This is a genomic window from Pseudomonas sp. GW458-11-26-14-LB4 (assembly GCF_059423925.1).
This window is the reverse complement of sequence record NZ_JBWKYU010000001.1, coordinates 191,733-217,340: the sequence shown is the minus strand read 5'-3', so window position 1 is coordinate 217,340 and position 25,608 is coordinate 191,733. Positions and strand designations below refer to the sequence as shown.

Here is a 25,608-nt window from a genome sequence, read left to right as displayed (position 1 = left end):
GCCTATGCAATGCGTCGCGCCGGGACAACCCATTGTGTCGATTGAGCTACTTTGTATGGGCCGATAGACGTCGCTGGCGGCGTTTTGATGGCTGACGTATTCTTCGCGGTTCTTTGGGTCGTCTGACCCGCAAAACTGCATTTTCCTACGTGTTTATCCGGAGTTCGCTGAATGTCTGTCGGTTGGCTGCGCGCCTGTGCGCTAGTGGTGTTGGGGCTGTTTAGCGTTACGGCGCTGGCCAAGGATAAAACCGCAATCGTGATCGGCGGCGGCCTGTCGGGCCTGACGGCGGCTTACGAACTGCAGAACAAGGGCTGGCAGGTCACGCTGCTCGAAGCCAAACCGAGCCTGGGCGGTCGCTCGGGCATGGCCACCAGCGAGTGGATCGGCAACGACAAGACTCAACCGGTGCTGAACAAATACGTATCGACCTTCAAGCTGAACACCACGCCGGCGCCTGAATTCGTACGGACTCCGGGTTACCTGATCGACGGCGAGTATTTTTCCGCCGCCGACCTGACCGCCAAACAGCCTGCCACGGCCGAAGCGCTCAAGCGCTACGAGAAAACCCGTGACGATCTGGCGCGCTCGATCGACGATCCGCAGAACCCGGCGGCGACCAACACCCTGCACGCTCTGGACCAAATCAACGTCTCGAGCTGGCTCGACAAGCAGAACCTGCCGGCCACCGCACGTCAGCTGATCAACCAGGACATCCGCACCCACTACGACGAGCCTTCGCGCCTGTCGCTGCTGTACTTCGCACAGCAGAGCCGGGTGTATCGCGGCGTGTCCGACCGTGACCTGCGCGCTTCGCGTCTGGTCGGTGGCAGCCCGGTGCTGGCTCAGGCCTTCGTCAAACAGCTGAAAACCATCAAGACCAACTCGCCAGTATCTGCCATCACCCAGGACAAGGACGGCGTGACCGTCAAGGTCGGCAGCGTTGGCTACCAGGCCGATTACGTTGTGCTGGCGGTGCCGTTGCGCGCCCTCAACAAGATCCAGCTGACTCCGGCGCTGGACGCCCAGCACCTGGCCGCGATCAAAGGCACCAACTACGGCTGGCGCGACCAGATCATGCTGAAGTTCAAGACGCCGGTATGGGAAAGCAAGGCGCGGATGTCCGGCGAGATCTATAGCAACACCGGCCTGGGCATGTTGTGGATCGAGCCGGCTCTGAAGGGCGGCGCGAACGTGGTGATCAACCTGTCCGGCGACAACGCCCGCGTCATGCAGGCCTTCGGCGACAAGCAGATGGTCGATCAGGTGCTGATTCGTCTGCACACGTTTTATCCACAGGCCCGTGGCTCGTTCACCGGTTATGAAATCCGTCGCTACAGCACCGATCCATCGACCGGTGGTTCCTACCTGGCCTTCGGCCCTGGCCAGATCAGCAAATTCTGGCGCCTGTGGGAGCGTCCGCTGCAGCGCGTAGCGTTTGCCGGCGAACACACCGACACCTTGTACCCGGGCACGCTGGAAGGCGCACTGCGCACCGGTCAGCGCGCGGCCAGTCAGGTTGAAGACCTGGCGGCGGGCAAATCCTTCGAACCGGCCAAAGTCGGCCCGGCAGCAGCCACCGCCGCAGCGGCGGGGGCGGGCGCGGCAGTAGCGGCGAAGAAAGGCAACTTCTTCACTAACTTGTTCGGCGGTTCGGACGACGACAAGAAACCAGAGCCTGTAAAAGCGCCAGAGCCGGCACCTGCTCCAACCGCCCCAGCGCCTGCACCGACCCCGGCCCCTGCGCCAGCCCCGGTGGAAGCACCGAAGCCAGCAGCTCCGGTAAAAGCCGAGCCAGCCAAGAAAGCGGCAGCCAAGCCAGCAGCGAAGAAACCGGCGGCGAAGACCGAAGCGAAAAAAGCTCCGGCCAAACCAGCGGCGAAAAAAGCTGAACCGGCGAAGAAGCCAGCGGCTAAACCGGCGGCAACCACCGAGACCAAAGCGCAGTAAGGCTTTGCGGTAAATGAAAAAGCGCGGCTTTCAGGCCGCGCTTTTTTTTGCCCGTGATTCACAACATCCCGCCACACTTTTGTCTTTAATCTTTCCTTAACTCCCCTGTTCAAGACTCTTGATCGTATTTCTCGATATTTCAAAGCGAAATTTTCCGCTTTAATTCGATAGATAACTCGCTAGTCTTGGTTCGCAGTTCTCACAGGATTTGGGCAATGCAGCTACGTAACTCTTCTTCGCGCTACGGTTGGGTCAGCATCTTCATGCACTGGGGTGTGGCGCTGGCGGTCTTCGGGCTGTTCGCGCTGGGTCTGTGGATGGTGGGGCTGGATTACTACAGCACCTGGCGCAAAGACGCGCCGGATCTGCACAAGAGCATCGGTCTGGTGCTGCTGGGTGTGATGGTGTTGCGGGTGTTGTGGCGCTTTGTCAGTCCACCGCCGCCAACGTTGCAAAGCTACAGCCGCATGACCCGCATCGGTGCGAAGTTTGGCCATGGGTTTCTGTACCTTGCGCTGTTCGCCGTGATGATTGCCGGTTACCTGATTTCCACCGCAGACGGTGTCGGGATCCCGGTGTTTGGCCTGTTTGAAGTTCCTGCACTGGTTTCCGGACTACCGGATCAGGCAGATACCGCCGGTGTGATTCATCTCTGGCTGGCATGGGCGCTGGTAATTTTTTCCGGCCTTCATGCGTTGGCAGCATTGAAGCACCACTTTATCGATCGTGATGCGACCCTGACACGAATGCTGGGACGCAAAGCCTGATGTTCAACCTCGACTCCAAAGGAAAACAAAGCATGTTGAAAAAGACTCTGGCCGCTCTGGCAATCGGCTCTGCCGTCCTGTCCGCCAACGTGATGGCCGCTGACTACGTGGTTGACAAAGAAGGCCAGCACGCCTTCGTCGACTTCAAGATCAGCCACCTGGGCTACAGCTTCATCACCGGTACCTTCAAGGACATCGATGGCAAGTTCAGCTTCGACGCTGCCAAGCCTGAAGACAGCAAGATCGAGTTCAACGTGAACACCGCCAGCGTGTTCACCAACCACGCCGAGCGCGACAAGCACATCGCCAGCGCTGACTTCCTGAACGCCAGCAAGTTTGCCAAGGCGACCTTCGTCTCCACCAGCGTCAAGTCCACCGGTGCCAACACCGCTGACGTGACCGGCGACCTGACCATCCTGGGCGTCACCAAGCCAGTGGTCGTGAAGGCGACCTTCCTGGGCGAAGGTAAGGATCCATGGGGTGGCTACCGTGCCGGCTTCGAAGGCACCACCACCATCAAGCGTTCCGATTTCGGCAAGCAGAAAGACCTGGGTCCGAAGTCCGACGCGGTCGAGCTGTACGTTTCGTTTGAAGGTGTGAAAGCGAAGTAATTTTCGCCAGCCATACAAAAACGCCCCCGGTCTTGCGATCGGGGGCGTTTTTTATTGCCTGTCGCAACCCTCGTCTCGGCGGCGCACAAGAAAATGCCCCGGTTTTCAGACCGGGGCATTTTTCATTGCAGTCGAAAACTCAGCGATTGCGGGTCAGCAAGGCCGGTTTTTCACCGCGTGGGCGGCTTGGCAGTTGATCCAGCTGCTCAGGGGTCGGGAAGCGGTCGGCTTTCGATTCCTTGTGCATGATCTTCGGCCCGCTGCTGCGCGGGTTCTGCACGGCCGGTTCAGCGCGTTGCTGATCGTCACGGGCCGGGCGGCGGTTGCGCGGGTTTTCATCGCGACGACCCTGACCGTCACGCGGAGCACCGTTGCGTGGGCCGCTGCGCTTGCCTGGCGGAGTGCCGGTGCTCGAACCGTTGCTGTTGCGTGGGCCGTTCTGGCGACCTTGTGGCTGACCGCCGCGGGGTGCGCCCGAACCTGCGCCTTGCGCCGGAGCGCCTGGACGACGGTTGCGACCACCGGCCGGAGCCTGCTTCGGCACGTAATCGACGCGGTTACCGAAGTTATCGATATCGTCGTCGAGGAATTCGTCCGGAGCACGGTCAGCAGCGGCGCGTGGCGGCTGGCTTGGCTGGCGCTGTTCGCGGGCCGGGGTGCCTTCGCGCGGCTTCTGTTGACGGGCTGGACGCTCGCCACGTTCGCCGGCCGGTTTTTCCTTGCCCTTGTCTTTGCCTTTGTCTTTACGACCGCCGCCACCGCCGCCGCCATTCGGGCCGTCACCGCGTGGGCCGCGGGCATTGCGCGGGTTGCGCATGTCCGGACGCTCGCGAACTTCAGGCTTCTCGGCCTCGATGGTGCTGGCATCGAAGCCCATCAGGTCGCCGTCGGCGATTTTCTGCTTGGTCATGCGTTCGATGCTTTTCAGCAGTTTTTCTTCGTCCGGTGCGACCAGCGAGATCGCCTCGCCCGAACGACCGGCACGGCCAGTACGGCCGATACGGTGCACGTAGTCTTCATCGACGTTCGGCAGTTCGAAGTTGACCACGTGTGGCAACTGGTCGATGTCCAGACCGCGCGCCGCGATGTCGGTGGCAACCAGGATGCGCACTTCACCGGCCTTGAAGTCGGCCAGAGCTTTGGTGCGGGCGTTCTGGCTCTTGTTGCCGTGGATCGCCACAGCCGGCAGGCCGTGCTTGTCCAGGTACTCGGCCAGACGGTTGGCGCCGTGCTTGGTGCGGGTGAACACCAGCACCTGTTCCCACGCGCCGGCGGTGATCAGGTGGGCCAGCAGCGCACGCTTGTGGCTGGCTGGCAGGCGGAATACGCGTTGTTCGATGCGCTCGACCGTGGTGTTCGGCGGCGTCACTTCGATGCGTTCCGGGTTGTGCAGCAGCTTGCCGGCAAGATCCGTGATGTCTTTGGAGAAGGTCGCCGAAAACAGCAGGTTCTGACGCTTGGCCGGCAGACGCGCGAGGACTTTCTTCACGTCGTGGACGAAGCCCATGTCGAGCATGCGGTCGGCTTCGTCGAGCACGAGGATTTCCACGTGGGACAGATCGACGCTGCCCTGGCCGCACAGGTCGAGCAGACGACCCGGGCAGGCAACGAGGACGTCCACGCCACGGGACATGGCCTGAACCTGCGGGTTCATGCCGACGCCGCCGAAGATGCAGGCACTGACGAATTTCAGGTCACGGGCATAGATCTTGAAGCTGTCGTGAACCTGGGCCGCGAGTTCGCGGGTCGGGGTCAGGACCAGCACGCGCGGTTGGCGCGGGCCGTGACGCTGGGATTTGTCCGGGTGGCCGTTGGGGAACAGCCGCTCCAGGATCGGAAGGGCGAAACCGCCGGTTTTACCGGTACCTGTCTGTGCCGCAACCATCAGGTCGCGACCTTGCAACACGGCGGGAATGGCCCGCTGTTGCACCGGAGTAGGCTCGGTATAGCCCGCATCTTCGATAGCGCGGACCAAAGCCTCGGAGAGACCGAGGGAAGCAAAGGACATGAGTAATCCTGTTTCAGTTAGGGCTTGGCCCAATGGGAGTCTTGCCTGGCGCGAATGGCGTTTAAGAGGACGCAATCCCGTCCGGTCCTGCTGCGGTTCCGAAGGCACGTCCGGAGCGCTCGCGCGGGCTGAAAAGCTGCGCTGTAGCGGGTCGGGAGGCCTGTTACGGTTCCGGGCGTCCGGGCGTGAGCCTGGCGGGAACGCCGGAGTATAACAGAGCAATCACTGCGCGCCGCTTTCCTGCTGCTCAACGGTTTTGCCGCTGGCGGTGGCGTTGCCCAGTGGCGCCGTCAGGGCGGGGGCCGCGCCGTAGCGGGCGCTGAGCTCGGCATAGGCCGGTTCGCGCTTGAAACGCTTGAGTTCGGCGCCGAAGCGCTGCACCAGCAAATCCATCCCGGCATTGCGCCGCACGGCCAGAAACTGGCTCTGGCGGCTGATGACCGTGGGGTTTTCCGTGATCTTGTCGCGAATGCCCAGTTCATCGAGCAAATGCTGACCCACGCGGCGATCAGTGATCAGCAGGTCGATGCGCCCGCGCACCAGTTTGCCGAAATTGGCTTCGTGGGTCGGGGCCGGCTCGCGGGTGAACAGGGTCGATTCGCGAAAGTCGGGGCTGTACAGATAGCCCGGCGAGGTGCCGACCGTCAGGCCTTTGAGGTCTTCAAGGCTGTGAAAAGGGTGCGGACGCTCGTTGGCGTAGAACATCACGAACTCGACGTCCGACAGCGGTTCGCTAGGGTAGAGCAGGGTGGCGTCGCGTTCGTCGCTGTGGAAGATGTCCAGCGCGCCGTCGGCCTGGCCGGTTTCGAGCATCGACAGGCAGCGTTTCCAGGGCAAAAACTGCCATTCGACTTCGATGCCCAAGCGCTTGAATACGATGGCAGTGGTTTCGTAGTCCAGCCCGAGATTCTTGCCGCCTTGTTCATAGACATACGGCGCCCATGGCTCGGTGACAATGCGCAACTTCTCGCCCCGAGCAGCGAAGCTCAGGCAAGTAAACAGCAAAACGCTCAGCAACTGGACAATGACAGGCATGGCCTGAGGTTAGTACGCGAATCGCCTGATGAGAAGCTCTGGCATGCATGTTTAACGCTGCAAGCGAAGAGTTTCGATGCGATGCCGCTATTTGCCGGATGAATTGAGCAGGTGCTGATGAATTGTCGTGTAGCGCGAGCCCAGAACCAGTCTGACCAGTCTTCTGCTGAACCATTCTTCCAGCAAATGCTGACAAACTTTCTTGCCAATCCTTTCCTGCTGGTTTTTCAGTGCCTTTTCCCACCACACCGGTGCGCAGGCCTGGTCGAATTCGTTGGGGTGCTTATAGCAACCGTAGAGAATTTCGCGAATGAACTGGCGAAGGTGCGCGGGCAGCATCAGGGTGATGACTTTGTAAAGCATGCGCTGCATACGTGGCGGACGTGGCAGTCGCGCGGAAACGAGACGGGTGTCATCCAGTGCAGCCTGACAGGTCGGGTTGTCGCCATGCTTGGCGACCCAGGCCTGAACCTTGGCCCTGAACAGCTGCTTGCGGCTCCAGTAGTGATGAATCAGGTCCGGACACTTCTTGATGTCCAGTGTGCGATAGGCTGCCACTGACAGGCAGAACTCTTCCAGGGTGTAGGCACCTTGGGCGAGCGGGAACAGCTCGTCGATCAGCGCAATCGAGCGATCAAGCACTTGCGCATCCTGGCGATGCAGGCCGATGACGCCAGAGTTGAGCAGCATCATTTGATCGTCAGCCAGGCCTCTCTCCAGCAGGGTTTTCGACAGAGCGCTGTAGAGCAGGTTTTCCTTGTTGGTGCCGTATTGCAAGTAGTAGTCATTGCACAGCAGCGTGCCGGGTTGCACCCGTTCGAACAGTTTGACTGGCGAGCAATGAAAAAAAGTGTCGGTGTCGATCAGCAAGGCTGTCTCGGACTCTTCGAGCACCGTTCGCAAGGCAACGTGTTTGGTGCGGAAGTGGTAGCCGTGAGGTTCGCTCCAGCGCTGACGGGTGGCAGCATCGAGGGGACGCACTCGTACCGGGAGTTTTTCGTAAGGCTGCGTATTGTCACTGAACACCTGGATATCAATCGTCACATCTGGTGATTCACGAAGCCAGGCCAGGGCACTCGCGATGCTGAACACGGCTTCCTGGTGATAGGTTTCAGAGCCAAAAACCAGGTAGACGAGTTGAGGGCGTGGGTTCGAAGAATCGCAGATCATTGACGACAATATTCCATTGGTACTTTTAAATGTAAAAAGGCCCTCTGAAGAGGGCACTTTTTACTGTCTTGAATCGTTTAGCGCGGCAACTTCAGATTATTCCAGATCGCCAGGCTCGGTTCCGCCTGGTTCATGGAATAGAAGTGCAGGCCAGGCGCGCCGCCTTGCAGCAGGCGTTCGCACATCTCGCTGACGACCTGTTCACCAAAGCGCTGAATGCTCTGGCTGTCATCGCCGTAGGCTTCCAGTTGCTTGCGGATCCAGCGCGGGATTTCCGCACCGCAGGCATCGGAGAAGCGTGCGAGTTTGCTGTAGTTGGTGATTGGCATGATGCCCGGAACGACCGGAATGTCCACGCCCAGCGCCTGCAACCGGTCGACAAAGTAGAAGTAGCTGTCGGCGTTGAAGAAGTACTGGGTGATCGCGCTGTCGGCGCCGGCACGGGCCTTGCGCACGAAGTTGGCGAGATCGTCTTCGTAGTTGCGCGCTTGCGGATGCATCTCCGGGTAGGCGGCGACTTCGATGTGGAAATGATTGCCGGTTTCCTCACGAATGAATTCAACCAGTTCATTGGCGTGACGCAGCTCGCCGCTGGTCATGCCCATGCCGGACGGCAGGTCACCGCGCAGGGCGACGATGCGCTTGATGCCGGCGGCCTTGTACTCGTTCAGCAGGCCGCGCAGGTCGTCCTTGCTGTCGCCGACGCACGACAGGTGCGGGGCGGCGGGGATTTTGACTTCGCTTTCCAGCTGCAGAACGGTGTTCAGCGTGCGGTCACGGGTCGAACCGCCCGCGCCGTAGGTGCAGGAAAAGAAGTCAGGGTTGTAGGTGGCCAACTGACGGGCAGTGGCGAGCAGTTTTTCATGCCCAGCATCGGTCTTGGTCGGGAAGAACTCGAAGCTGTAGCGACGTTCTTGGGACATGGAGGAAGCCTCCAGTTACGAGCGGCAAGCTACAAGCTGCGAGAGAAGCGGAGGTGCGCTGATCTCTCGTGCGTGAAACCTGCTGCCTGAAACTGTTCTGAAATAGGGGCAGAGCTCTCAAGCTTCGTACGGCAAGTCCGGCTTTTGACCTTGCTTGCCGCTTGAAGCTTGTAGCTCGCAGCTGCTCTTGTCTTAGTAGCGGTAAGCGTGCGGCTTGAACGGGCCTTCGACGGTCACGCCGATGTAGTCAGCCTGTTGCTTGGTCAGTTGAGTGACCACGCCGCCGAATCCGCGGACCATTTCCAGGGCCACTTCTTCGTCGAGTTTCTTCGGCAGTACTTCAACGGTCAGACGCTCGGCTTTCTGGGCTGGCGACAGGTCGGCGTACTTCTGGCCGAACAGGAAGATCTGCGCCAGAACCTGGTTGGCGAACGAACCGTCCATGATGCGGCTTGGGTGACCGGTGGCATTGCCCAGGTTCACCAGACGGCCTTCCGCCAGCAGGATCAGGTAGTCGTCGTTCTGAGCGTCGAAAGCGCCCGGGCCGGTACGGTGGATCTTGTGTACCTGTGGCTTCACTTCTTCCCATGCCCAGTTCTTGCGCATGAAAGCGGTGTCGATTTCGTTGTCGAAGTGACCGATGTTGCAGACAACGGCGCGCTTCTTCAGGGCTTTGAGCATGTTTGCGTCGCAAACGTTGACGTTACCGGTGGTGGTCACGATCAGGTCGATCTTGCCCAGCAGCGCTTTGTCGATGCTTGCTTCGGTGCCGTCGTTGATACCGTCGATGAACGGCGAAACCAGTTCGAAACCGTCCATGCAGGCTTGCATGGCGCAGATCGGGTCAACTTCGGAAACCTTGACGATCATGCCTTCCTGACGCAGGGACTGGGCCGAGCCCTTGCCCACGTCACCGTAGCCGATGACCAGCGCTTGCTTGCCGGACAGCAGGTGGTCGGTGCCGCGCTTGATGGCGTCGTTCAGGCTGTGACGGCAGCCGTACTTGTTGTCGTTCTTGGACTTGGTCACCGAGTCGTTGACGTTGATGGCCGGGATTTTCAGCTCGCCTTTGGCCAGCATGTCCAGCAGGCGGTGCACGCCGGTGGTGGTTTCTTCGGTCACGCCGTGAACGCGGTCCAGAACCTGTGGGTATTTCTTGTGCAGCAGCTCGGTCAGGTCGCCGCCGTCGTCGAGGATCATGTTGGCGTCCCATGGCTGGCCATCTTTCAGGATGGTCTGCTCCAGGCACCACTCGTACTCTTCTTCAGTCTCACCTTTCCAGGCGAATACCGGGATGCCGGCAGCGGCGATGGAAGCGGCGGCCTGATCCTGAGTCGAGAAGATGTTGCAGGACGACCAGCGCACTTCGGCACCCAGGGCAACCAGGGTTTCGATCAGCACGGCGGTCTGAATGGTCATGTGGATGCAGCCGAGGATTTTTGCGCCTTTCAGCGGCTGCTCGGAAGCGTACTTGCGGCGCAGACCCATCAGGGCCGGCATTTCCGACTCGGCGATGATGGTTTCGCGACGGCCCCAGGCAGCCAGGGACATGTCGGCAACTTTGTAATCGTTAAAATCTGCAGGCGTGATAACAGCGCTCATGAAGAGCCTCCATTCGTAATGTATGCGAATGGGCGCCGTTGTGCGTTTAGTGTCCGGCCTGAGCCGGTCAACGCCCCATCCGAGCCTGACAGGTTGAACCTGCTGCAGCGCCCCTCGGACAGGTGGCGGGAAAACGGTAGCAAGTGAAGGTTACCGTTTTGAAACGGGGGCGATTATAGCCGTCTAGACTGATCTTCCAAAGGGTTTCTGTCGGCCAGATGAAGATCGCCAATCGCGACCATAGTAGAAGCCTCATGGAGCATGACCGCTCAGTCTGCCAAGATGGCGCCATCATTCGGCAAGACGCTCAGGAGTGAAGATGAATTTCCACACCCGCAAGTGGGTAAAACCCGAAGACCTCAACCCCAACGGCACCCTGTTCGGCGGCAGCCTGCTGCGCTGGATCGACGAAGAAGCGGCGATCTACGCCATCGTTCAACTGGGCAACCAGCGCGTGGTGACCAAGTACATTTCCGAGATCAACTTTGTCAGCGCCTCGCGCCAGGGCGACATCATCGAACTGGGCATCACCGCCACCGAGTTCGGCCGCACCTCGATCACCCTGACCTGCGAAGTGCGCAACAAGATCACCCGCAAGAGCATCCTGACCGTCGAGAAGATGGTCTTCGTCAACCTCGGCGAAGACGGCTTGCCGGCGCCGCACGGGCGAACCGAGATCAGGTATGTCAAAGACCAGTTCAAGGATGACGTGCCCGTTACCGAGTAATCGCGTCACACCGGCGAACGGAAGCCGAGCGGCGCGTGTCGTAGCCTTATGACCCCGCCACCGGTTTCCCGCCATGACCACACCTACAGACGGCAAGACCCCCGATCTCTCGGCCAAGGAACAGCACGAAGTCGAGAAAAACCAGCCGCCCCGCGCGGCGGTTCTGCATGAAATCATCCGCAAACAGGGCGACCAGGAACTGGAGCGCAGCATCGCTGCGCTGTGGTGGTCGGCGCTCGCGGCCGGGCTGACCATGGGCCTGTCGCTGATGGGCATGGGCCTGCTCAACTCGCGTCTGCCCGAGGGCGACGAATTCAAGGTGATCGCCAGCTTCGGCTACTGCGCGGGTTTTCTCGCGGTGATCCTCGCCCGCCAGCAACTGTTCACCGAAAACACCCTGACCGCCGTGCTGCCCGTGATGACTAAACCGACCCTGGCCAATTTCGGTCGGTTGATCCGGCTCTGGACAGTGGTGCTGTTCGGCAACCTGTGCGGGACGATTCTGGTGGCGTACGTGATGCTCGAACTGCCGATCTTCGACAGCAAGACCGACGAGGCCTTCCTCGAAATCGGCCGCAAGGTCATGGAGAACCACGCGAGTCAGATGTTTGCCAAGGGCATCGTTTCCGGCTGGATGATCGCCACCATGGTCTGGATGATTCCGTCCATGGAGAGCGCGAAGATGTGGATCATCATCCTCATCACCTATCTGATGGCATTGGGCGATTTCACTCACATCGTGGTGGGGTCGGCGGAGGTGTCGTATCTGGTGTTTGCCGGCGAGTTGCCGTGGAGTGATTTCTGGGCGGTGTTTGCCGGGCCGACCCTGGCGGGGAACATCATCGGCGGCAGTTTCATCTTCGCCCTGATCAGTCATGCGCAGATCCGCAGTGAAAGCGGCGCTCCGAAAGAGTCTGCGGATCAGGCCGAAAAGCCCGATCCGCAGCAGATCAAGAAATGATCAATGGTGCACGGGCTCGGCAGCGCTCGCCGGCTCGTCGCGCGTTGCGTGCTTGACCAGTTTGCCGATGGTCAGGCCCTGCAACAGGATCGATGACAGCACCACGATGTAAGTGATGCTCAGCAGCAGATCGCGCTCTGGGCCCAGCGGCAGGGCCAGTGCCAGTGCCACCGAAACTCCGCCGCGCAAACCACCCCAGGTAAGGATCCGGATAGTGCCGCGCGGCACGGTGCGCCAGCGGCGCAACAGGACGATGGCCGGGGCCACGGTGAGCAGGCGCGACAGCAGAATCGCCAGCGCCAGCAGACTTGCTGCCGCCACGTGCAACCAGTTGAACGGCAGCAGCAACAGCTCCATCCCGATCAGCGCGAACAGCAGCGCGTTGAGCATGTCGTCGAGCAATTCCCAGAAACCGTCCAGGTATTTGCGCGTCATGTCGTTCATCGCCAGGTTGCGACCGAGGTTACCGATGATCAGACCGGCGACCACCATCGCAATCGGTGCCGAGACGTGCAGCTCGGTGGCCATCGCCGAACCGCCAATCACCAGCGCCAAAGTCAGCATGACTTCGATCTGGTGCTGCTCGATGCTTTTGATCATCAGGTACACCAGATAACCGATCAGCCCGCCGAACAGCACGCCGCCGATGGCTTCGTGGGCAAACAGCATGGCCGTGGCGCCGACGGTCGGGGTTTCGCCCAATTGCGCGATGCCCAGCAGCACGGTGAACACCACCACGGCGGTGCCGTCGTTGAACAGCGATTCGCCGACGATGGTGGTCTTCAGCGGCTTCGAGGCATTGGCCGTACGCAGCACGCCGAGTACCGCGATCGGGTCGGTCGGGGAAATCAGCGCGCCGAACAACAGGCAGTAGAGGAAGCTCACGTGCCAGCCGAACAGGGCAAAAATGTAATAGGCGAGGCTGCCGATCACGGCGGTGGCGATCAGTACGCCGAAGGTCGCCAGCAGGCCGATGGGCCAGCGGTAGCTGCGCAGGTCGTTGAGGTTCACGTGCAACGCACCGGCGAACAGCAGGAACGAGAGCATCCAGTTCATCAGCAGATCGCCGAAGTCGATCTGGCCGATCAATTGCTGCACGCGCTCTTCGAGGCCGGGGTAGCCGAGCAGGCTCAGGCCTTGCAGCAACAGGGAAAACATCAGTGCGGTAACCATCACGCCGATGGTCGGAGGCAGGCCGATGAAGCGGAAATTCACAAAGGTGAGGAGGGTGGTGAGGCAGATGAAAGCGGCGACGAGTTCAAGCATCCGGGGTCCTTTGGATGGGGGTGGAAAGACAGCGCGCCCGTTCATGGACGCAAGGGTTGGATGGGCTGACGCCGGGTGGGGACACAATTGTGTCCCCCGGGAAAATCAGCCGGACACATTGACCGCAGCGACACCCCGACGTTGCAGGTAGATGAAAAACAGCGCCGTCAGCACGGTCAGCACACCCACCAGCGCGCCCGTCCAAGGCAAGTCCGCCAGGTCCGCGCCGCTGGCCACCACCAGCCCGCCAATCCAAGCACCGGCGGCATTGCCGAGGTTGAACGCGCTCTGGTTCAGGGTCGAACCGAGGTTCGGTGCTTCATGCGCCTGATCGATGATCAGCAGTTGCAGGATCGGGCACAGGGCGAAGGCAAAAATCCCCCACAGCACCAGCGTGATCGCCGCCGGAACCACCGAGCGACTGGTCTGGCTGAACGCCGCCAGAATCACTACCACCGCCAGTGCGACACCCACCAGCGACGGCAACAGACGGCTGTCGGCCAGGCGCCCGCCGAGCATGCTGCCGCCGGTCAGACCGACGCCGAACAACAGCAGCATCACCGTCACGCCGTGAGGGCTGACGCCGGTGATGTCCTGCAGAATCGGCGCGATGTAGGTGAACACGCTGAACAGACTGGTGGACGCCAGCACGCTCATGCCCAGCGCCAGCAACACGTTGACCTTGCCCAGCACCTTGAACTCGCTGGCGAGGTTGGCCTTGTCCATCGGGATGTGTTTCGGCAACCACAGCCATTGGGCGAGGGCGGCGATCACACCGATCACCGAGACCGCCCAGAAGGTCGAGCGCCAGCCGGCGTACTGGCCGAGCGCAGTGCCCAGCGGTACGCCGAGAACGTTGGCCAGGGTCAGACCGGTGAACATCATCGCAATCGCCTGCGCCCGTTTGTTCGGCGCGACCAGCCCGGCGGCCACCACCGAACCGATGCCGAAGAATGCGCCGTGGCACAGCGCGGTGACCACTCGCGCGGCCATCAGCGTCGCGTAGTTCGGCGCCAGTGCGCACAGCACGTTGCCGAGGATGAACATCAGCGTCATGCCCAGCAGCGTGGCCTTGCGCGGCATGTTGGCGGTGCCGATCGCGAGGATCGGCGCACCGAACACTACGCCCAGGGCGTAGCCGGTGATCAACAGGCCAGCGTGGGGAATGCTCACCGCGAGGTCGCGGGCGACATCGGGCAGCAGGCCCATGATGACGAATTCAGTGGTGCCGATGCCGAAAGCGGCAACAGCGAGTGCAAGCAAGGCGAGTGGCATGCGCAAGGTCTCTGTCGGTAGTCTTGACGCTTTGATCAGGCATACGCAGGCCGGCGACCCGTCTCGGACGAGAACGGGGCAGGCAGGAATTATTGGAATTTATCTGTGCGCAACTGAGTGCGGCGTGGTCGCTTGCAGTATAAACAGCTGCTGACACATCGCGAATCAATAATCTGACTAATTGGCTCAGGCTCAACAACAAGAATCAAGGAGTGGCACGTGCTGGCGACAGCTCTGGTGTTGGTGGCGGCGCTGTTGCACGCAGCGTGGAATACGTTGATCAAGTTCAGCGCCGAGCGGCTGCTGGTGGTGGCCTGCATGGACACCGTGGCGCTGTTGTTCGTCGCGCTGGCGTTCCCTTTCATCAGCCTGCCACCGCCGGAAATCTGGCCTTGGATTCTGGCGTCGGCGGCGTTCGAGCTGCTCTATCGTTATCTGCTCATCCAGGCCTATCGGGTCGGCGATCTGGGGCTGGTCTATCCGTTGATGCGCGGATTGTCGCCGCTGGTGGTGCTGGCGCTGACCCTGATCTTCGCCGGTGAAGTGCTGACCACCCAGCAGATCTTCGGGATCCTGCTGATCCCGCTGGGCATGGCTTGCCTGCTCTGGCAGGGCGGCGGCGGGAAACACTTGCCGTGGTCGATGCTGCCGGTGGTGGCGCTGATCGGCTTGTGCATCGGTTGCTACACCTACATCGATGGCCAGGCGCTGCGGCGCTGGTCGCATCCGCTGGATTACCTGGTCTGGGTCACGCTGCTCAGTGCCTGGCCTTTCCCGATGCTGGCGTGGGTGGCCAAGCGTCCGGCGTTCAAGCTGTTCTGGCGCGAGCAATGGAAGCTGGGACTGGCGGTCGGGTTCTGCGTGTTGTTCAGCTACGCTCTGGTGCTGTGGGCGATGCAGTTGGGCTCGATTGCCGAAGCGGCGGCGTTGCGTGAAATCAGCGTGATTCTGGTGGTGCTGTTCGGTATGCGTTACCTGAAAGAACCTTTCGGCCGGCCGCGGCTCTTAGCCTGTGGGCTGGTGCTGATCGGCATGCTGGTGATGAAGTTCTGAGCGCCCGGCAACTCTAAAACTCGAAAGAAGGACGGTGTTATGACGGTGGCTTTGTGGTGTGTGTTGATCGCGATCTTTCTGCCCTATCTGTGCACCGTCGTGGCCAAGGCCTCGGGTGGTTTCAGACTGCGGGACAATCATGATCCCCGGGACTTTCTGGACAGCGTGGATGGCGTGGCGCGCCGTGCCCATGCGGCGCAACTGAACAGTTTTGAAGTGACCCCGGCGTTTGCGGCGGCGGTGATCGTCGCGCACCTGGTGGGCACGGCAGAGCTGGTGACGGTCAATGTGCTGGCGGTGCTGTTCATCACCAGTCGCCTGCTTTACATCATTTGCTATCTGGCGGACTGGGCGGCTTTGCGCTCGTTGGTCTGGTTTGTCGGGATGGTGCTGATTGCCAGCTTCTTCTTCGTTTCGGTCTGAACCTGAAAAGATCGCAGGCTGACGAGGCCTGCGATCTTTTGCATTGTACTTACGGCTTGTCGGCCACCTGCGGCACTTGCGGCAACGCCACGCCTTTCGGCCAGAGCATCCAGATCTGCCCTTGCTGCTTCATGTCGCCGGCCAGTTGTCCGGCGGCATCGCCGGTGCCCCAGAACAGATCCGCACGAACTTCGCCGGCAATCGCGCCGCCGGTGTCCTGCGCGGCCACCGGGCGTACCAGTGCCGTGCCGTCCGGGCGGGTGGTCGACAACCACAACAGGCTGCCCAGCGGAATCACCTTGCGGTCCACAGCCGCGCTGTAACCGGCGGTCAACGGCACGTTGAGCGAGCCGCGCGGCCCTTCGTTGCTGTCCGGGTTGCGGGTGAAAAACACGTAGCTCGGATTGCTCGCCAGCAGTTCCGGAATGCGCGACGGGTTGGCCTTGGCCCAGTTGCTGATCGCACCCATGGTCACTTCTTCTTTTTTCAGCTCGCCCTGTTCCACCAGCCAGCGGCCGATCGGCCGGTACGGATGACCGTTCTGGTCGGCGTAGGCGATGCGCAGCTGGCGACCGTCATCGGTCTGGATCCGCCCCGAACCCTGAATCTGCAGGAATTGCAGGTTCATCGGGTCGGTCAGCCACGCCACGACCGGCGCCTTGACGCCCTGGCTCTCGATGGTCGCCGCGTCGTCGTAAGGCTTCAGCACACGACCTTCGAGGCGGCCGCGCAGGCGCTTGCCTTTGAGTTCAGGGTAAATGCTGTCCAGCGAGACTATGATCATGTCCTCGGGCACGCCATACACCGGCACGTTGGCGGTGGCGGTTTGCGTCAGGCTGCCGGGATAGACCGGTTCGTAATAGCCGGTGATCAGACCGTTGGGGTTGTCGTTCTCGGCGCGAAGGCCGAAGACGTCGAGGTTCTGCTTGAGGAACGTGCGAATGTCGCCGGCTTTTTGCGGCACGTTGGCGGCTGCCGCACAGGTCGCGCCCCAGACCGGGTCAGCCTTGAGCCGGGTGCAGGCGCTGCGCCACGAACCGAAACCGGCCACCAGGTCGCTATCGGACACCGCAGGCAATGCTTCCCAGGTGGCGCTGGAGTACGTGGCCAGGGCGTGGGTTTTCGGCTTGGCGCTGTCGCCACCGGTGCAGCCGGCGAGGATCGCCAGCAGCGGGAGGGTCGCGATGAGCGGATGACGCCAGGCCTTGAAACGGCTGTTCATGGAGAATTTCCTGTGCCGGTTGCAGAAGTGCTCCATGCGCTCAAGCAACCCTTATTGTTAATAGGGCTATTGGTGTTTGGCGGTGACCCGAGGATACTGGCCGCCGATTTCCGTGACCTGAAGCCACCATGACTCTTAAAAGAATTTCTGTTGTATTGCTGGCCTGTCTGACCTTGTCCGCCTGTGGCGGTGTCGACCCGAATTCCCCGCTGGGTCAGCGCAAGGCGATCTTCAAGCAGATGCTCAAGACCGGCGAAGACCTGGGTGGCATGCTGCGCGGACGCATTGCCTTCGACGGGCCGAAATTTGCGGAAGGTGCGGTCAAGCTCGATGCGTTGTCCCATGAGCCGTGGAAACATTTCCCGCAGGTGCGTGAGGAAGATCACACCAGCGCCAAGGACGATGTCTGGCAGAAACAGGCCCGCTTCCAGGAAATGGCCCGCACGCTTGAGGCGGCCACCGGTGAACTGGTGATCGCCAGCAAGGTTCAACCCTACAAGGCCAGTAACCTGGGGCCGGCCGTGCAGAAAGTCGAAGATGCCTGCAGTGCCTGCCATAAAGAGTTTCGCGACCACTGATGTTCAAGGGATCACGGTTTTTGGCTGTGATCCCCGGCTTTCTTACTTGTCGAGTTCGTCCAGCGCGTCCTGCAATTCCTTGCGCGATTCGGCGAGCTTGTTCTTGCGCTTGTCGATCTTCTCCGGATCGCCTTTCTTCATGGCCTTGTCCAGATCAGCCTGACGCTTGCTCACTTCGTGCTTGGCGTCGAGCACCTTGTTTTCGCGTTCTTTCTTCAGGCCGGCGTCGGTGCAGTGTTCAGTGACTTCGCGCAGGGCGGTTTCGAGGCCGGCCTGCTGGTCGGCGTTGCCGCGGGACTTGGCCTGTTCGATCTGATTGATGATGCCCTGCTTCTTGGCGGCACAACCGGTCAGGCCCGGCGCGTCTTCGTCGGCCATCACGGGGGCGGCGAGGACTGCGCAGAATGAAAGCAGGGCGAGCGGTGCGAGAAATTTCATAAAAGCTCCATGTGCAAAGGCAATCGGGTCGGTGAAGCACTGCGCTGTTGGAGCGCTCCGGCGGACATTGGGTTCCCGGCGGGCCGGGAGTTGCGTGTTCAGAAGCCGTCGACGCCGGCGGCTTGCAGGGTTTCACTCAGGGCCAGTACCTGCGGGTCGCGAAAAAAGGCGCTCAATTGCGCCGCGCGGCCCGGGCCGATTCCGGCTTCTGCCTGCCATTGTTCGGTGTTGCGTTGTGCCAGCGCCTGCCATGAATCGGCGAATGTCGCCTGACCGGTCGGTGGCAGCCCCAGGGCTTTGAGCCACTGCAGGAACGGCCGTTGGCGGGCGCTGTGAAAACTGTGCAGCAGGCGGGCACTGCTGCGCTCGCCGAGACCGGCAATGTTAGCAAGCTCCGGCCCGTCGAGGGTCAACCAATCCAGCAGGCTGTTCAGGCGGCCTGTTTCCAGAAGTTTCTCCCAGGTGCCGCGACCGACATGCGGTAGGGCGAGACCTTGCTTGCCGCTCAGCCAGGTGAGGCGTGCGAGAAACTGGCTTTCGCAGCCCGGCGTCGGTTGCCAGCAGCTCAGGGCGTGAAAGTCGCTGGCGAGCGGAACGTTCAGATCCGCGCGTTCGGTACTGCGCAGCACCACGCTGTCGAGACGCGGAATCGTCAGCCCGGCCAGGCTGATTGCGACCTGATCGCCGGGGCGAATGTCCAGTTCCTGCCAGCGTCTGAGCGAACTGACGCTGACCCGTTTGATCTGCCGGTCATCGAGCATCACTGGCGACAGTTCCAGTACTGGCGTGATGCGCCCGGTGCGGCCGATCTTGAAGTTCACCTTGCGCACATCGGCCAGCGCCTGGGCGAAAGGGTACTTCCAGGCGACAGCCCAGTAGGGCGGACGTGCCTGCCAGCGCTCCGCCGGTGGCCGCAGGCTCTGACGCAGTACCACTCCGTCCGTGGCGAATGGCAGTGGCGAGCGATGCCAGTGATCGCGCCAGTGTTGCGCTTCGTTCAGGCTGGCGACGGCCTGGCTGTAGGGCTCGGTGGTGGGAAAACCGAACTGCGTCAGCGCCGCGATTCGCTCCGGCAAGTCCTTCGGCCCTTGCGGCCAGTCCCAGACAAACAGCCCGATGCCGGCAGCGTGTTCCGCGTCGAGATCCTTGCGCCCCAGCAGCCCGGCCACGGTGGCTCGAGCATTGGCGCTGCCGGCACGTGCCTGCATGTGTCCGTTCAAGCGCCAGTAGAGTTCGCCTTGCACCAGCAAATCTGCCGATTGCGTCAGCTGTTGCGGAATGGCTCCGATCTTTTTTGCAGATGCCGTCCAGTCCTGCCCGCGAACGCCATCCCCGCGACTGATCGCCTGATGCAATCGGCCGTTGCGATAGATCAGCGTCACCGCCACGCCATCGACCTTGGGTTGCACCCATACGTTTTGGCGGTCGCGCAGCCAGGTCGCGATGTCCGCCGCGTCGTGAAGCTTGTCCAGACCGGTGTGAGCGACCGGATGCGCAACCGGGCCTGATGCGGTGCGCAACGGCTCGGGCGGTGAGGGAAGTTTGAAGCACCGGCGCCATTGGTTCAGACGCAAGCGGGACTGATCGTAGAGCTCATCGGCGATCACCGAGCGACCTTCGCGATGATAGGCGTCGTCCCAGCGGTCGATCTGTTGTTGCAGGGCGGCGACTTCGCTCGATGCTCGGGCGGCGGTCCAGTCGGGGCAGTCGTCAGCGAAGGCGTTGAGGTGGAAAACCGGCAGGAAAAACAAAAACAGGCGCAGTGTGGCAAGCATCGTGAGCGTCCTTGCTCAGGGAGATACCTGAAGGCTAGCCGGGATTTTGAAGTGGGCCGGGCGGCTGTTTTGCCGGTTGTTTCGCGGCCATGAAAAAGCCCCGCACGGCGAACCGTGCGGGGCTTCTTGTACCGCCAGGAAAATTACAGGCCGGCAGCGGAACGCAGAGCGTCGGCGCGGTCGGTTTTTTCCCAGGTGAACGTGGAGAAGGTGTCTTCGCCAACAGTCTTGGTCTGCGGAGCACGGCCGAAGTGGCCGTAGGCTGCGGTTTCCTGGTACATCGGGTGCAGCAGGTCCAGCATGGTGGTGATCGCGTATGGACGCAGGTCGAACACTTCGCGGACCAGTTTGATGATCTTGTCATCGCTGATCTTGCCGGTGCCGAAGGTGTTCAGCGAGATCGAAGTAGGCTGGGCCACACCGATCGCGTAGGAAACCTGAATCTCGCAACGCTCGGCCAGGCCGGCAGCCACGATGTTCTTGGCAACATAACGGCCAGCGTAGGCAGCCGAACGGTCAACCTTGGATGGATCTTTACCGGAGAACGCGCCACCGCCGTGACGGGCCATGCCGCCGTAGCTGTCGACGATGATCTTGCGACCGGTCAGACCGCAGTCACCCACCGGGCCGCCAATGATGAACTGGCCGGTCGGGTTGATGTGGAACTGGGTGTCCTTGCTCAGCAGTTCGGCAGGCAGCACGTGCTTGACGATCAGCTCCATCACGCCTTCGCGCAGGTCTTTGTACGACACTTCAGGGTTGTGCTGGGTCGACAGAACAACAGCGTCGATACCCACAACCTTGCCGCCTTCGTAACGGCAGGTCACTTGGGACTTGGCGTCCGGACGCAGCCAAGGCAGCAGACCCGATTTACGGGCTTCGGCCTGACGCTGAACCAGCTGGTGCGAGAAGGTGATCGGTGCCGGCATCAGCACGTCGGTTTCGTTGCTGGCGTAACCGAACATCAGGCCCTGGTCGCCGGCGCCCTGATCTTCAGGCTTGGCACGGTCAACGCCCTGGTTGATGTCAGGGGACTGCTTGCCGATGATGTTCATCACGCCGCAGGTAGCGCCGTCGAAGCCGACTTCGGAGCTGGTGTAACCGATGTCGCAGATCACGTCACGAACGATCTGCTCCAGGTCGACCCAGGCGCTGGTGGTCACTTCACCGGCAACGATGGCCACGCCAGTCTTGACCAGGGTTTCCACGGCAACGCGTGCGTGCTTGTCCTGGGCGATGATGGCGTCCAGCACTGCATCGGAAATCTGGTCGGCGATTTTGTCCGGATGTCCTTCAGACACGGACTCGGAGGTGAAGAGGGAGTATTCGCTCATCTCGATGTTTTCCTGAATTTACCGATGGTGAGTGTCGCCAGCCGGTCGCTGAAAATGGCGGACCTGGATCTGGAAACCATTACGTAAGCCTACATAGAGGCTTTCCCCGGGAACGAGTCCCGCAGCGGTGGCCCAACGGGCCAGATCGTCCTGTTCAAACCCCAACCACAGATCACCGCAGGCCTCCCTGGCCCAACTCTGGTTGTGGCTACATAACTCTGTCACGAGCAGGCTACCGCCCGGTTGCAGCAGGCTGGCCATGTGCTTGAGCGCTTCGGCCGGCGCGGCGAAATGGTGCAACACCATGTTCAACACCACGCAATCGGCCTGAAGGCTCACGCCATTCAATGCATCGGCCAATTGCAGGCTGACGTTAGCCAGATGTTCACGTTCACATACCTGACGGGCCAGTTCGAGCATCGCCGCGCTGTTGTCCAGTGCGGTTACGGTGCCGAAGCGACGCGCCAGTTCCGGCAGGAAAGCTCCATCGCCGGGGCCGACTTCAATGGCCGTGGCAGCGCCATTGAAGTTCAGTTTGTCGAGCAGGGCCAGCACGCTTTCACGGTACTGCGGCAGGCCGGCAATCAAATCCTGCTGGGCGCGGAATTTCTCTGCGACCCGGGCGAAAAAGTCCTGGCTGTTGGCCGCACGTTGCCCGTGAACCTGTGCGATCCGGGTTTCCACGTCAGCCGGCAGCGCCAGATTGTCGACTTCTTCTAACAATGCCGCGTGCAACTTGCCGCCCAGCAACTCGGTGTGGGGCAGGGCGCGGCGATAGAACACCGCATTGCCTTCGCGGCGAGTCGCCACCAGATCCGCCTGCGCCAGCACTTTAAGGTGATGGCTCATGCCGGACTGGCCGATATCGAAAATCTGCGCCAGTTCCAGTACGCCGAACGAGTCGTTGGCCAGGGCGCGCAATACATTCAGCCGCAGCGGATCGCCGCCGGCCTTGCACAGGGCCGCCAGCTCGTCGCAATCGTCATGGCGAATGGAAGGCACGCGTAAGTTCATAGGGCTGGCAGTCTAGTGACGGCCTGAAGGCATCGCAAGGTCTATATCAAAAAGTTTTGATATTGCTCGATGGATGGCGCATTCGATTTCACTTCTCACCGCCCGGTTAACTCTACAAACGAACAGCGGAAAGGTTTCACCAACCGAAACCGGTGTTATCCATTGGAAAAACGCCTCCGGATGACTATCTGTCATTGCCCCGAGGCGCTCGGGTGAGGGAAAATGCCCTCCTTTTTTCCGTTTCAATCTATTCACACCCAGGAGATCAGCGATGCCTAGCCGTCGTGAGCGTGCCAACGCCATTCGTGCCCTCAGCATGGATGCCGTGCAAAAAGCCAACAGCGGCCATCCCGGTGCCCCTATGGGTATGGCAGATATCGCCGAAGTGCTTTGGCGCGACTACCTCAAGCACAACCCGAGCAATCCATCGTTCGCCGACCGTGACCGCTTCGTGCTGTCCAACGGCCACGGCTCGATGTTGATCTACTCGCTGCTGCACCTGACCGGCTACGACCTGTCGATCGACGACCTGAAGCAATTCCGTCAACTGCACAGCCGTACCCCGGGCCACCCGGAATTCGGTTACACCCCGGGCGTTGAAACCACCACCGGCCCGCTGGGTCAGGGCTTGGCCAACGCCGTGGGCTTCGCCCTGGCAGAAAAAGTACTGGGCGCGCAGTTCAACCGTCCTGGCCACAACATCGTCGACCACCACACCTACGTGTTCCTGGGTGATGGCTGCATGATGGAAGGCATTTCCCACGAAGTCGCTTCCCTGGCCGGCACTCTGGGCCTGGGCAAGCTGATCGCCTTCTACGATGACAACGGCATTTCCATCGACGGCGAAGTCGAAGGCTGGTTCACCGACGACACGCCGAAGCGTTTCGAATCGTACAACTGGCAAGTGATCCGCAACGTTGACGGTCACGACCCGGAAGAGATCAAGACCGCCATCGAGACCGCTCGCAAGAGCCCGTTGCCGACCCTGATCTGCTGCAAGACCACCATCGGTTTCGGTTCGCCGAACAAGCAAGGCAAGGAAGATTGCCACGGCGCCCCGCTGGGTGACGCGGAAATCGCCCTGACCCGTCAGGCGCTGAACTGGAACCACGGTCCGTTCGAAATCCCGGCCGACATCTATGCCGAGTGGGATGCCAAGGAGAAAGGCCGCGCCGCCGAAGCCGAGTGGGATCAGCGTTTCGCTGCTTACTCCGCCGCGTTCCCGACCGAAGCCAACGAACTGATCCGTCGCCTGAGCGGCGAGCTGCCGGCCGATTTCTCCGAGAAGGCCGATGCCTACATCGCCGACGTTGCGGCCAAAGGCGAAACCATCGCCAGCCGTAAAGCCAGCCAGAACGCCCTGAACGCGTTCGGCCCGCTGCTGCCGGAAGTGCTGGGCGGTTCGGCTGACCTGGCCGGTTCCAACCTGACCCTGTGGAAAGGCTGCAAAGGCGTCAGCGCCGAAGACGCCAGCGGCAACTACATGTACTACGGCGTGCGCGAATTCGGCATGACCGCCATCATGAACGGCGTTGCCCTGCACGGCGGTCTGGTCCCTTACGGCGCGACCTTCCTGATGTTCATGGAATACGCCCGCAACGCAGTGCGCATGTCCGCTCTGATGAAGCAGCGTGTGATCCACGTCTACACCCACGACTCCATCGGTCTGGGCGAAGACGGCCCGACGCACCAGCCGATCGAGCAACTGACCAGCCTGCGCAGCACGCCGAACCTCGACACCTGGCGTCCAGCCGATGCCGTTGAATCGGCCGTGGCCTGGAAAAACGCGCTGGAGCGCAAGGACGGCCCTTCGGCGCTGATCTTCTCGCGTCAGAACCTGCAGCACCAAACCCGTGATGCCGGCCAGATCGCCGACATCCGTCGTGGTGGTTACGTGCTGAAGGACTGCGCAGGCGAGCCTGAGCTGATCCTGATCGCGACCGGTTCGGAAGTCGGTCTGGCCGTTCAGGCCTACGACAAACTCACCGAGCAGGGCCGCAAGGTGCGCGTGGTTTCCATGCCATGCACCAGCGCGTTCGACGCTCAGGACGCCAGCTACAAGCAATCGGTCCTGCCGTTGCAGGTTGGCGCACGTATCGCGATCGAAGCGGCCCACGCCGACTTCTGGTTCAAGTACGTGGGTCTGGAAGGTCGCGTGATCGGCATGACCACCTACGGCGAATCGGCTCCGGCTTCGGCACTGTTCGAAGAGTTCGGCTTCACCCTGGAAAACATCCTGGGTCAGGCTGAAGAGCTGCTGGAAGACTGATCCAGATCAGGTGTCGTCTTAACTGACGCCATCGCGGGCAAGCCCGCTCCCACATGGGCGATGTAGATACCTGTGGGAGCGGGCTTGCCCGCGATGGCGGTCGGTCAGGCAACATCGCTTTGACTGATACACCACGGTAATCGAGAACCCCATGCCTCAACCGCGTCCCTACAAAGTTGCACTCAACGGCTACGGCCGGATTGGTCGTTGCGTCTTGCGTGCGTTGTTCGAGCGAGGCAAGAAGGCCGGGTTTGAGATTGTCGCGATCAACGATCTGGCCGACATGGCCAGCATCGAATACCTGACACGCTTCGACTCCACTCATGGCCGGTTCCCCGGCGAAGTGAAGGTCGACGGCGATTGTCTGCATATTAATGGCGACTGCGTGAAGGTCCTGCGCAGTGCCACTCCCGAAGGCATCGATTGGGCGTCGCTGGGCGTCGATCTGGTGCTCGAATGCTCCGGCGCCTGGCACACCCGCGCAGACGGCCAGCGTTTCCTCGACGCCGGCGCGCCGCGTGTGCTGTTTTCGCAGCCGATGGCCAGCGAGGCGGATGTCGACGCCACCATCGTTTACGGCGTCAATCAGGATTGCCTGACCGGCGACGAACTGCTGGTGTCCAACGCCTCCTGCACCACCAACTGCGGCGTGCCGCTGTTGCGTCTGCTGGATCAGGCGGTCGGCCTGGATTACGTATCGATCACCACGATTCACTCGGCGATGAACGATCAGCCGGTGATCGACGCCTATCACCACGAAGATCTGCGCCGCACCCGTTCGGCGTTCCAGTCGGTGATCCCGGTGTCCACCGGTCTGGCGCGTGGTATCGAGCGCCTGCTGCCGGAACTTGCCGGGCGAATTCAGGCCAAAGCCGTACGCGTGCCGACGGTCAACGTGTCCTGCCTCGACATCACGATGCAGACCGCGAGCGACACCGACGCCGGCGAGGTCAACCGGATCCTGCGCGACGCCGCCACCAGCGGCCCGCTCAAAGGTCTGTTGGCCTACACCGAATTGCCTCACGCAAGCTGTGATTTCAACCATGACCCACATTCGGCCATCGTCGATGCCAGTCAGACCCGCGTTTCCGGCCCACGGCTGGTGAACATCCTGGCCTGGTTCGACAACGAATGGGGTTTTGCCAACCGAATGCTGGATGTTGCAGAACACTATCTGCAAACAGCGACTTCAAAAAAACCGTAGGAA

At 61.2% G+C, this 25,608-nt stretch carries 22 protein-coding genes and 1 riboswitch; of the genes, 10 read left to right on the top strand and 12 right to left on the bottom strand.

All coding sequences use genetic code 11. From position 1 onward, the window contains the following. The first annotated feature begins 171 nt into the window (after positions 1-171). The 3 genes from AC07XZ_RS00930 to AC07XZ_RS00920 all read left to right on the top strand — a co-directional run bounded on the left by AC07XZ_RS00930 (position 172) and on the right by AC07XZ_RS00920 (position 3,328). Positions 172-1,950: a flavin monoamine oxidase family protein gene (locus tag AC07XZ_RS00930; protein WP_102685760.1), complete on the top strand. Its 1,779-nt coding sequence runs from the start codon at positions 172-174 to the stop codon at positions 1,948-1,950. Between the two features lie 215 nt (positions 1,951-2,165). Further along, on the top strand, positions 2,166-2,717 hold the full coding sequence (locus tag AC07XZ_RS00925) for a cytochrome b (RefSeq protein ID WP_074692051.1): 552 nt from the start codon (positions 2,166-2,168) through the stop codon (positions 2,715-2,717). A gap of 32 nt (positions 2,718-2,749) precedes the next feature. Further along, entirely contained in the window at positions 2,750-3,328 is a 579-nt protein-coding gene (locus tag AC07XZ_RS00920; protein ID WP_045121911.1) for a YceI family protein, read from the top strand. A 139-nt stretch (positions 3,329-3,467) separates the two neighbouring features. Here the strand turns inward: AC07XZ_RS00920 and rhlE2 are convergent, their stop codons facing one another. The 5 genes from rhlE2 to ahcY form a co-directional block, all read right to left on the bottom strand. Beyond that, positions 3,468-5,336, bottom strand: coding sequence for an RNA helicase RhlE2 (rhlE2, locus tag AC07XZ_RS00915; protein WP_102685759.1), 1,869 nt, complete (start codon positions 5,334-5,336; stop codon positions 3,468-3,470). A 222-nt stretch (positions 5,337-5,558) separates the two neighbouring features. Beyond that, positions 5,559-6,371: a substrate-binding periplasmic protein gene (locus AC07XZ_RS00910; RefSeq protein WP_102685758.1), complete on the bottom strand. Its 813-nt coding sequence runs from the start codon at positions 6,369-6,371 to the stop codon at positions 5,559-5,561. Between the two features lie 87 nt (positions 6,372-6,458). Next, positions 6,459-7,541 carry a hypothetical protein gene (locus AC07XZ_RS00905; RefSeq protein ID WP_102685757.1) on the bottom strand — a complete coding sequence of 361 codons (1,083 nt, stop codon included), beginning with the start codon at positions 7,539-7,541 and terminating at the stop codon, positions 6,459-6,461. A gap of 77 nt (positions 7,542-7,618) precedes the next feature. Then, a complete protein-coding gene (gene metF, locus AC07XZ_RS00900; RefSeq protein ID WP_065261847.1) occupies positions 7,619-8,464 on the bottom strand; it encodes a methylenetetrahydrofolate reductase [NAD(P)H] in 846 nt (281 codons plus the stop codon). Positions 8,465-8,656: 192 nt separating this feature from the next. Beyond that, a complete protein-coding gene (gene ahcY, locus AC07XZ_RS00895; protein WP_007961892.1) occupies positions 8,657-10,066 on the bottom strand; it encodes an adenosylhomocysteinase in 1,410 nt (469 codons plus the stop codon). Between the two features lie 23 nt (positions 10,067-10,089). After that, positions 10,090-10,188: riboswitch (S-adenosyl-L-homocysteine riboswitch) on the bottom strand. Between the two features lie 197 nt (positions 10,189-10,385). On the opposite strand from ahcY, the gene AC07XZ_RS00890 reads away from it, so the two are divergent. Together AC07XZ_RS00890 and AC07XZ_RS00885 are read left to right on the top strand one after the other, a co-directional pair. After that, entirely contained in the window at positions 10,386-10,793 is a 408-nt protein-coding gene (locus AC07XZ_RS00890) for an acyl-CoA thioesterase (RefSeq protein ID WP_011336338.1), read from the top strand. Positions 10,794-10,866: 73 nt separating this feature from the next. Further along, entirely contained in the window at positions 10,867-11,754 is an 888-nt protein-coding gene (locus AC07XZ_RS00885) for a formate/nitrite transporter family protein (protein WP_102685756.1), read from the top strand. Here AC07XZ_RS00885 and AC07XZ_RS00880 read toward each other — a convergent pair whose 3' ends face one another. Both AC07XZ_RS00880 and AC07XZ_RS00875 read right to left on the bottom strand, forming a co-directional pair. Next, complete coding sequence (locus AC07XZ_RS00880; protein WP_085746667.1) at positions 11,755-13,020, bottom strand: cation:proton antiporter; 1,266 nt, start codon at positions 13,018-13,020, stop codon at positions 11,755-11,757. Positions 13,021-13,125: 105 nt separating this feature from the next. Beyond that, the gene (locus AC07XZ_RS00875; protein ID WP_007959692.1) at positions 13,126-14,295 is read right to left on the bottom strand and encodes an MFS transporter; all 1,170 of its coding nucleotides are present in this window, start codon (positions 14,293-14,295) and stop codon (positions 13,126-13,128) included. A gap of 219 nt (positions 14,296-14,514) precedes the next feature. On the opposite strand from AC07XZ_RS00875, the gene AC07XZ_RS00870 reads away from it, so the two are divergent. Together AC07XZ_RS00870 and AC07XZ_RS00865 are read left to right on the top strand one after the other, a co-directional pair. After that, on the top strand, positions 14,515-15,348 hold the full coding sequence (locus AC07XZ_RS00870; protein ID WP_085746666.1) for an EamA family transporter: 834 nt from the start codon (positions 14,515-14,517) through the stop codon (positions 15,346-15,348). Positions 15,349-15,387: 39 nt separating this feature from the next. After that, a complete protein-coding gene (locus AC07XZ_RS00865; RefSeq protein WP_085746665.1) occupies positions 15,388-15,771 on the top strand; it encodes an MAPEG family protein in 384 nt (127 codons plus the stop codon). 49 nt (positions 15,772-15,820) lie between these two features. On the opposite strand, the gene mltA is transcribed toward AC07XZ_RS00865, so the two are convergent. Further along, positions 15,821-16,993 (bottom strand): murein transglycosylase A, encoded by a 1,173-nt coding sequence (gene mltA / locus AC07XZ_RS00860; protein WP_102685755.1) that lies wholly within the window; start codon positions 16,991-16,993, stop codon positions 15,821-15,823. Between the two features lie 128 nt (positions 16,994-17,121). On the opposite strand from mltA, the gene AC07XZ_RS00855 reads away from it, so the two are divergent. Beyond that, complete coding sequence (locus tag AC07XZ_RS00855; RefSeq protein ID WP_007959696.1) at positions 17,122-17,571, top strand: c-type cytochrome; 450 nt, start codon at positions 17,122-17,124, stop codon at positions 17,569-17,571. 42 nt (positions 17,572-17,613) lie between these two features. On the opposite strand, the gene AC07XZ_RS00850 is transcribed toward AC07XZ_RS00855, so the two are convergent. The 4 genes from AC07XZ_RS00850 to AC07XZ_RS00835 all read right to left on the bottom strand — a co-directional run bounded on the left by AC07XZ_RS00850 (position 17,614) and on the right by AC07XZ_RS00835 (position 22,132). Then, positions 17,614-18,009, bottom strand: a complete 396-nt coding sequence (locus tag AC07XZ_RS00850; protein ID WP_007959697.1) for a DUF1090 domain-containing protein — start codon at positions 18,007-18,009, stop codon at positions 17,614-17,616. 98 nt (positions 18,010-18,107) lie between these two features. Further along, the gene (gene ligB, locus AC07XZ_RS00845) at positions 18,108-19,784 is read right to left on the bottom strand and encodes an NAD-dependent DNA ligase LigB (protein ID WP_102685754.1); all 1,677 of its coding nucleotides are present in this window, start codon (positions 19,782-19,784) and stop codon (positions 18,108-18,110) included. Positions 19,785-19,927: 143 nt separating this feature from the next. Further along, a complete protein-coding gene (gene metK / locus AC07XZ_RS00840; RefSeq protein WP_027610621.1) occupies positions 19,928-21,118 on the bottom strand; it encodes a methionine adenosyltransferase in 1,191 nt (396 codons plus the stop codon). An 18-nt stretch (positions 21,119-21,136) separates the two neighbouring features. Further along, on the bottom strand, positions 21,137-22,132 hold the full coding sequence (locus tag AC07XZ_RS00835; protein ID WP_102685753.1) for an ArsR/SmtB family transcription factor: 996 nt from the start codon (positions 22,130-22,132) through the stop codon (positions 21,137-21,139). Between the two features lie 271 nt (positions 22,133-22,403). On the opposite strand from AC07XZ_RS00835, the gene tkt reads away from it, so the two are divergent. Continuing rightward, complete coding sequence (tkt, locus tag AC07XZ_RS00830) at positions 22,404-24,401, top strand: transketolase (RefSeq protein WP_085608891.1); 1,998 nt, start codon at positions 22,404-22,406, stop codon at positions 24,399-24,401. Positions 24,402-24,552: 151 nt separating this feature from the next. After that, the gene (gene epd, locus AC07XZ_RS00825) at positions 24,553-25,605 is read left to right on the top strand and encodes an erythrose-4-phosphate dehydrogenase (protein WP_102685752.1); all 1,053 of its coding nucleotides are present in this window, start codon (positions 24,553-24,555) and stop codon (positions 25,603-25,605) included. Positions 25,606-25,608 lie beyond the last annotated feature (3 nt).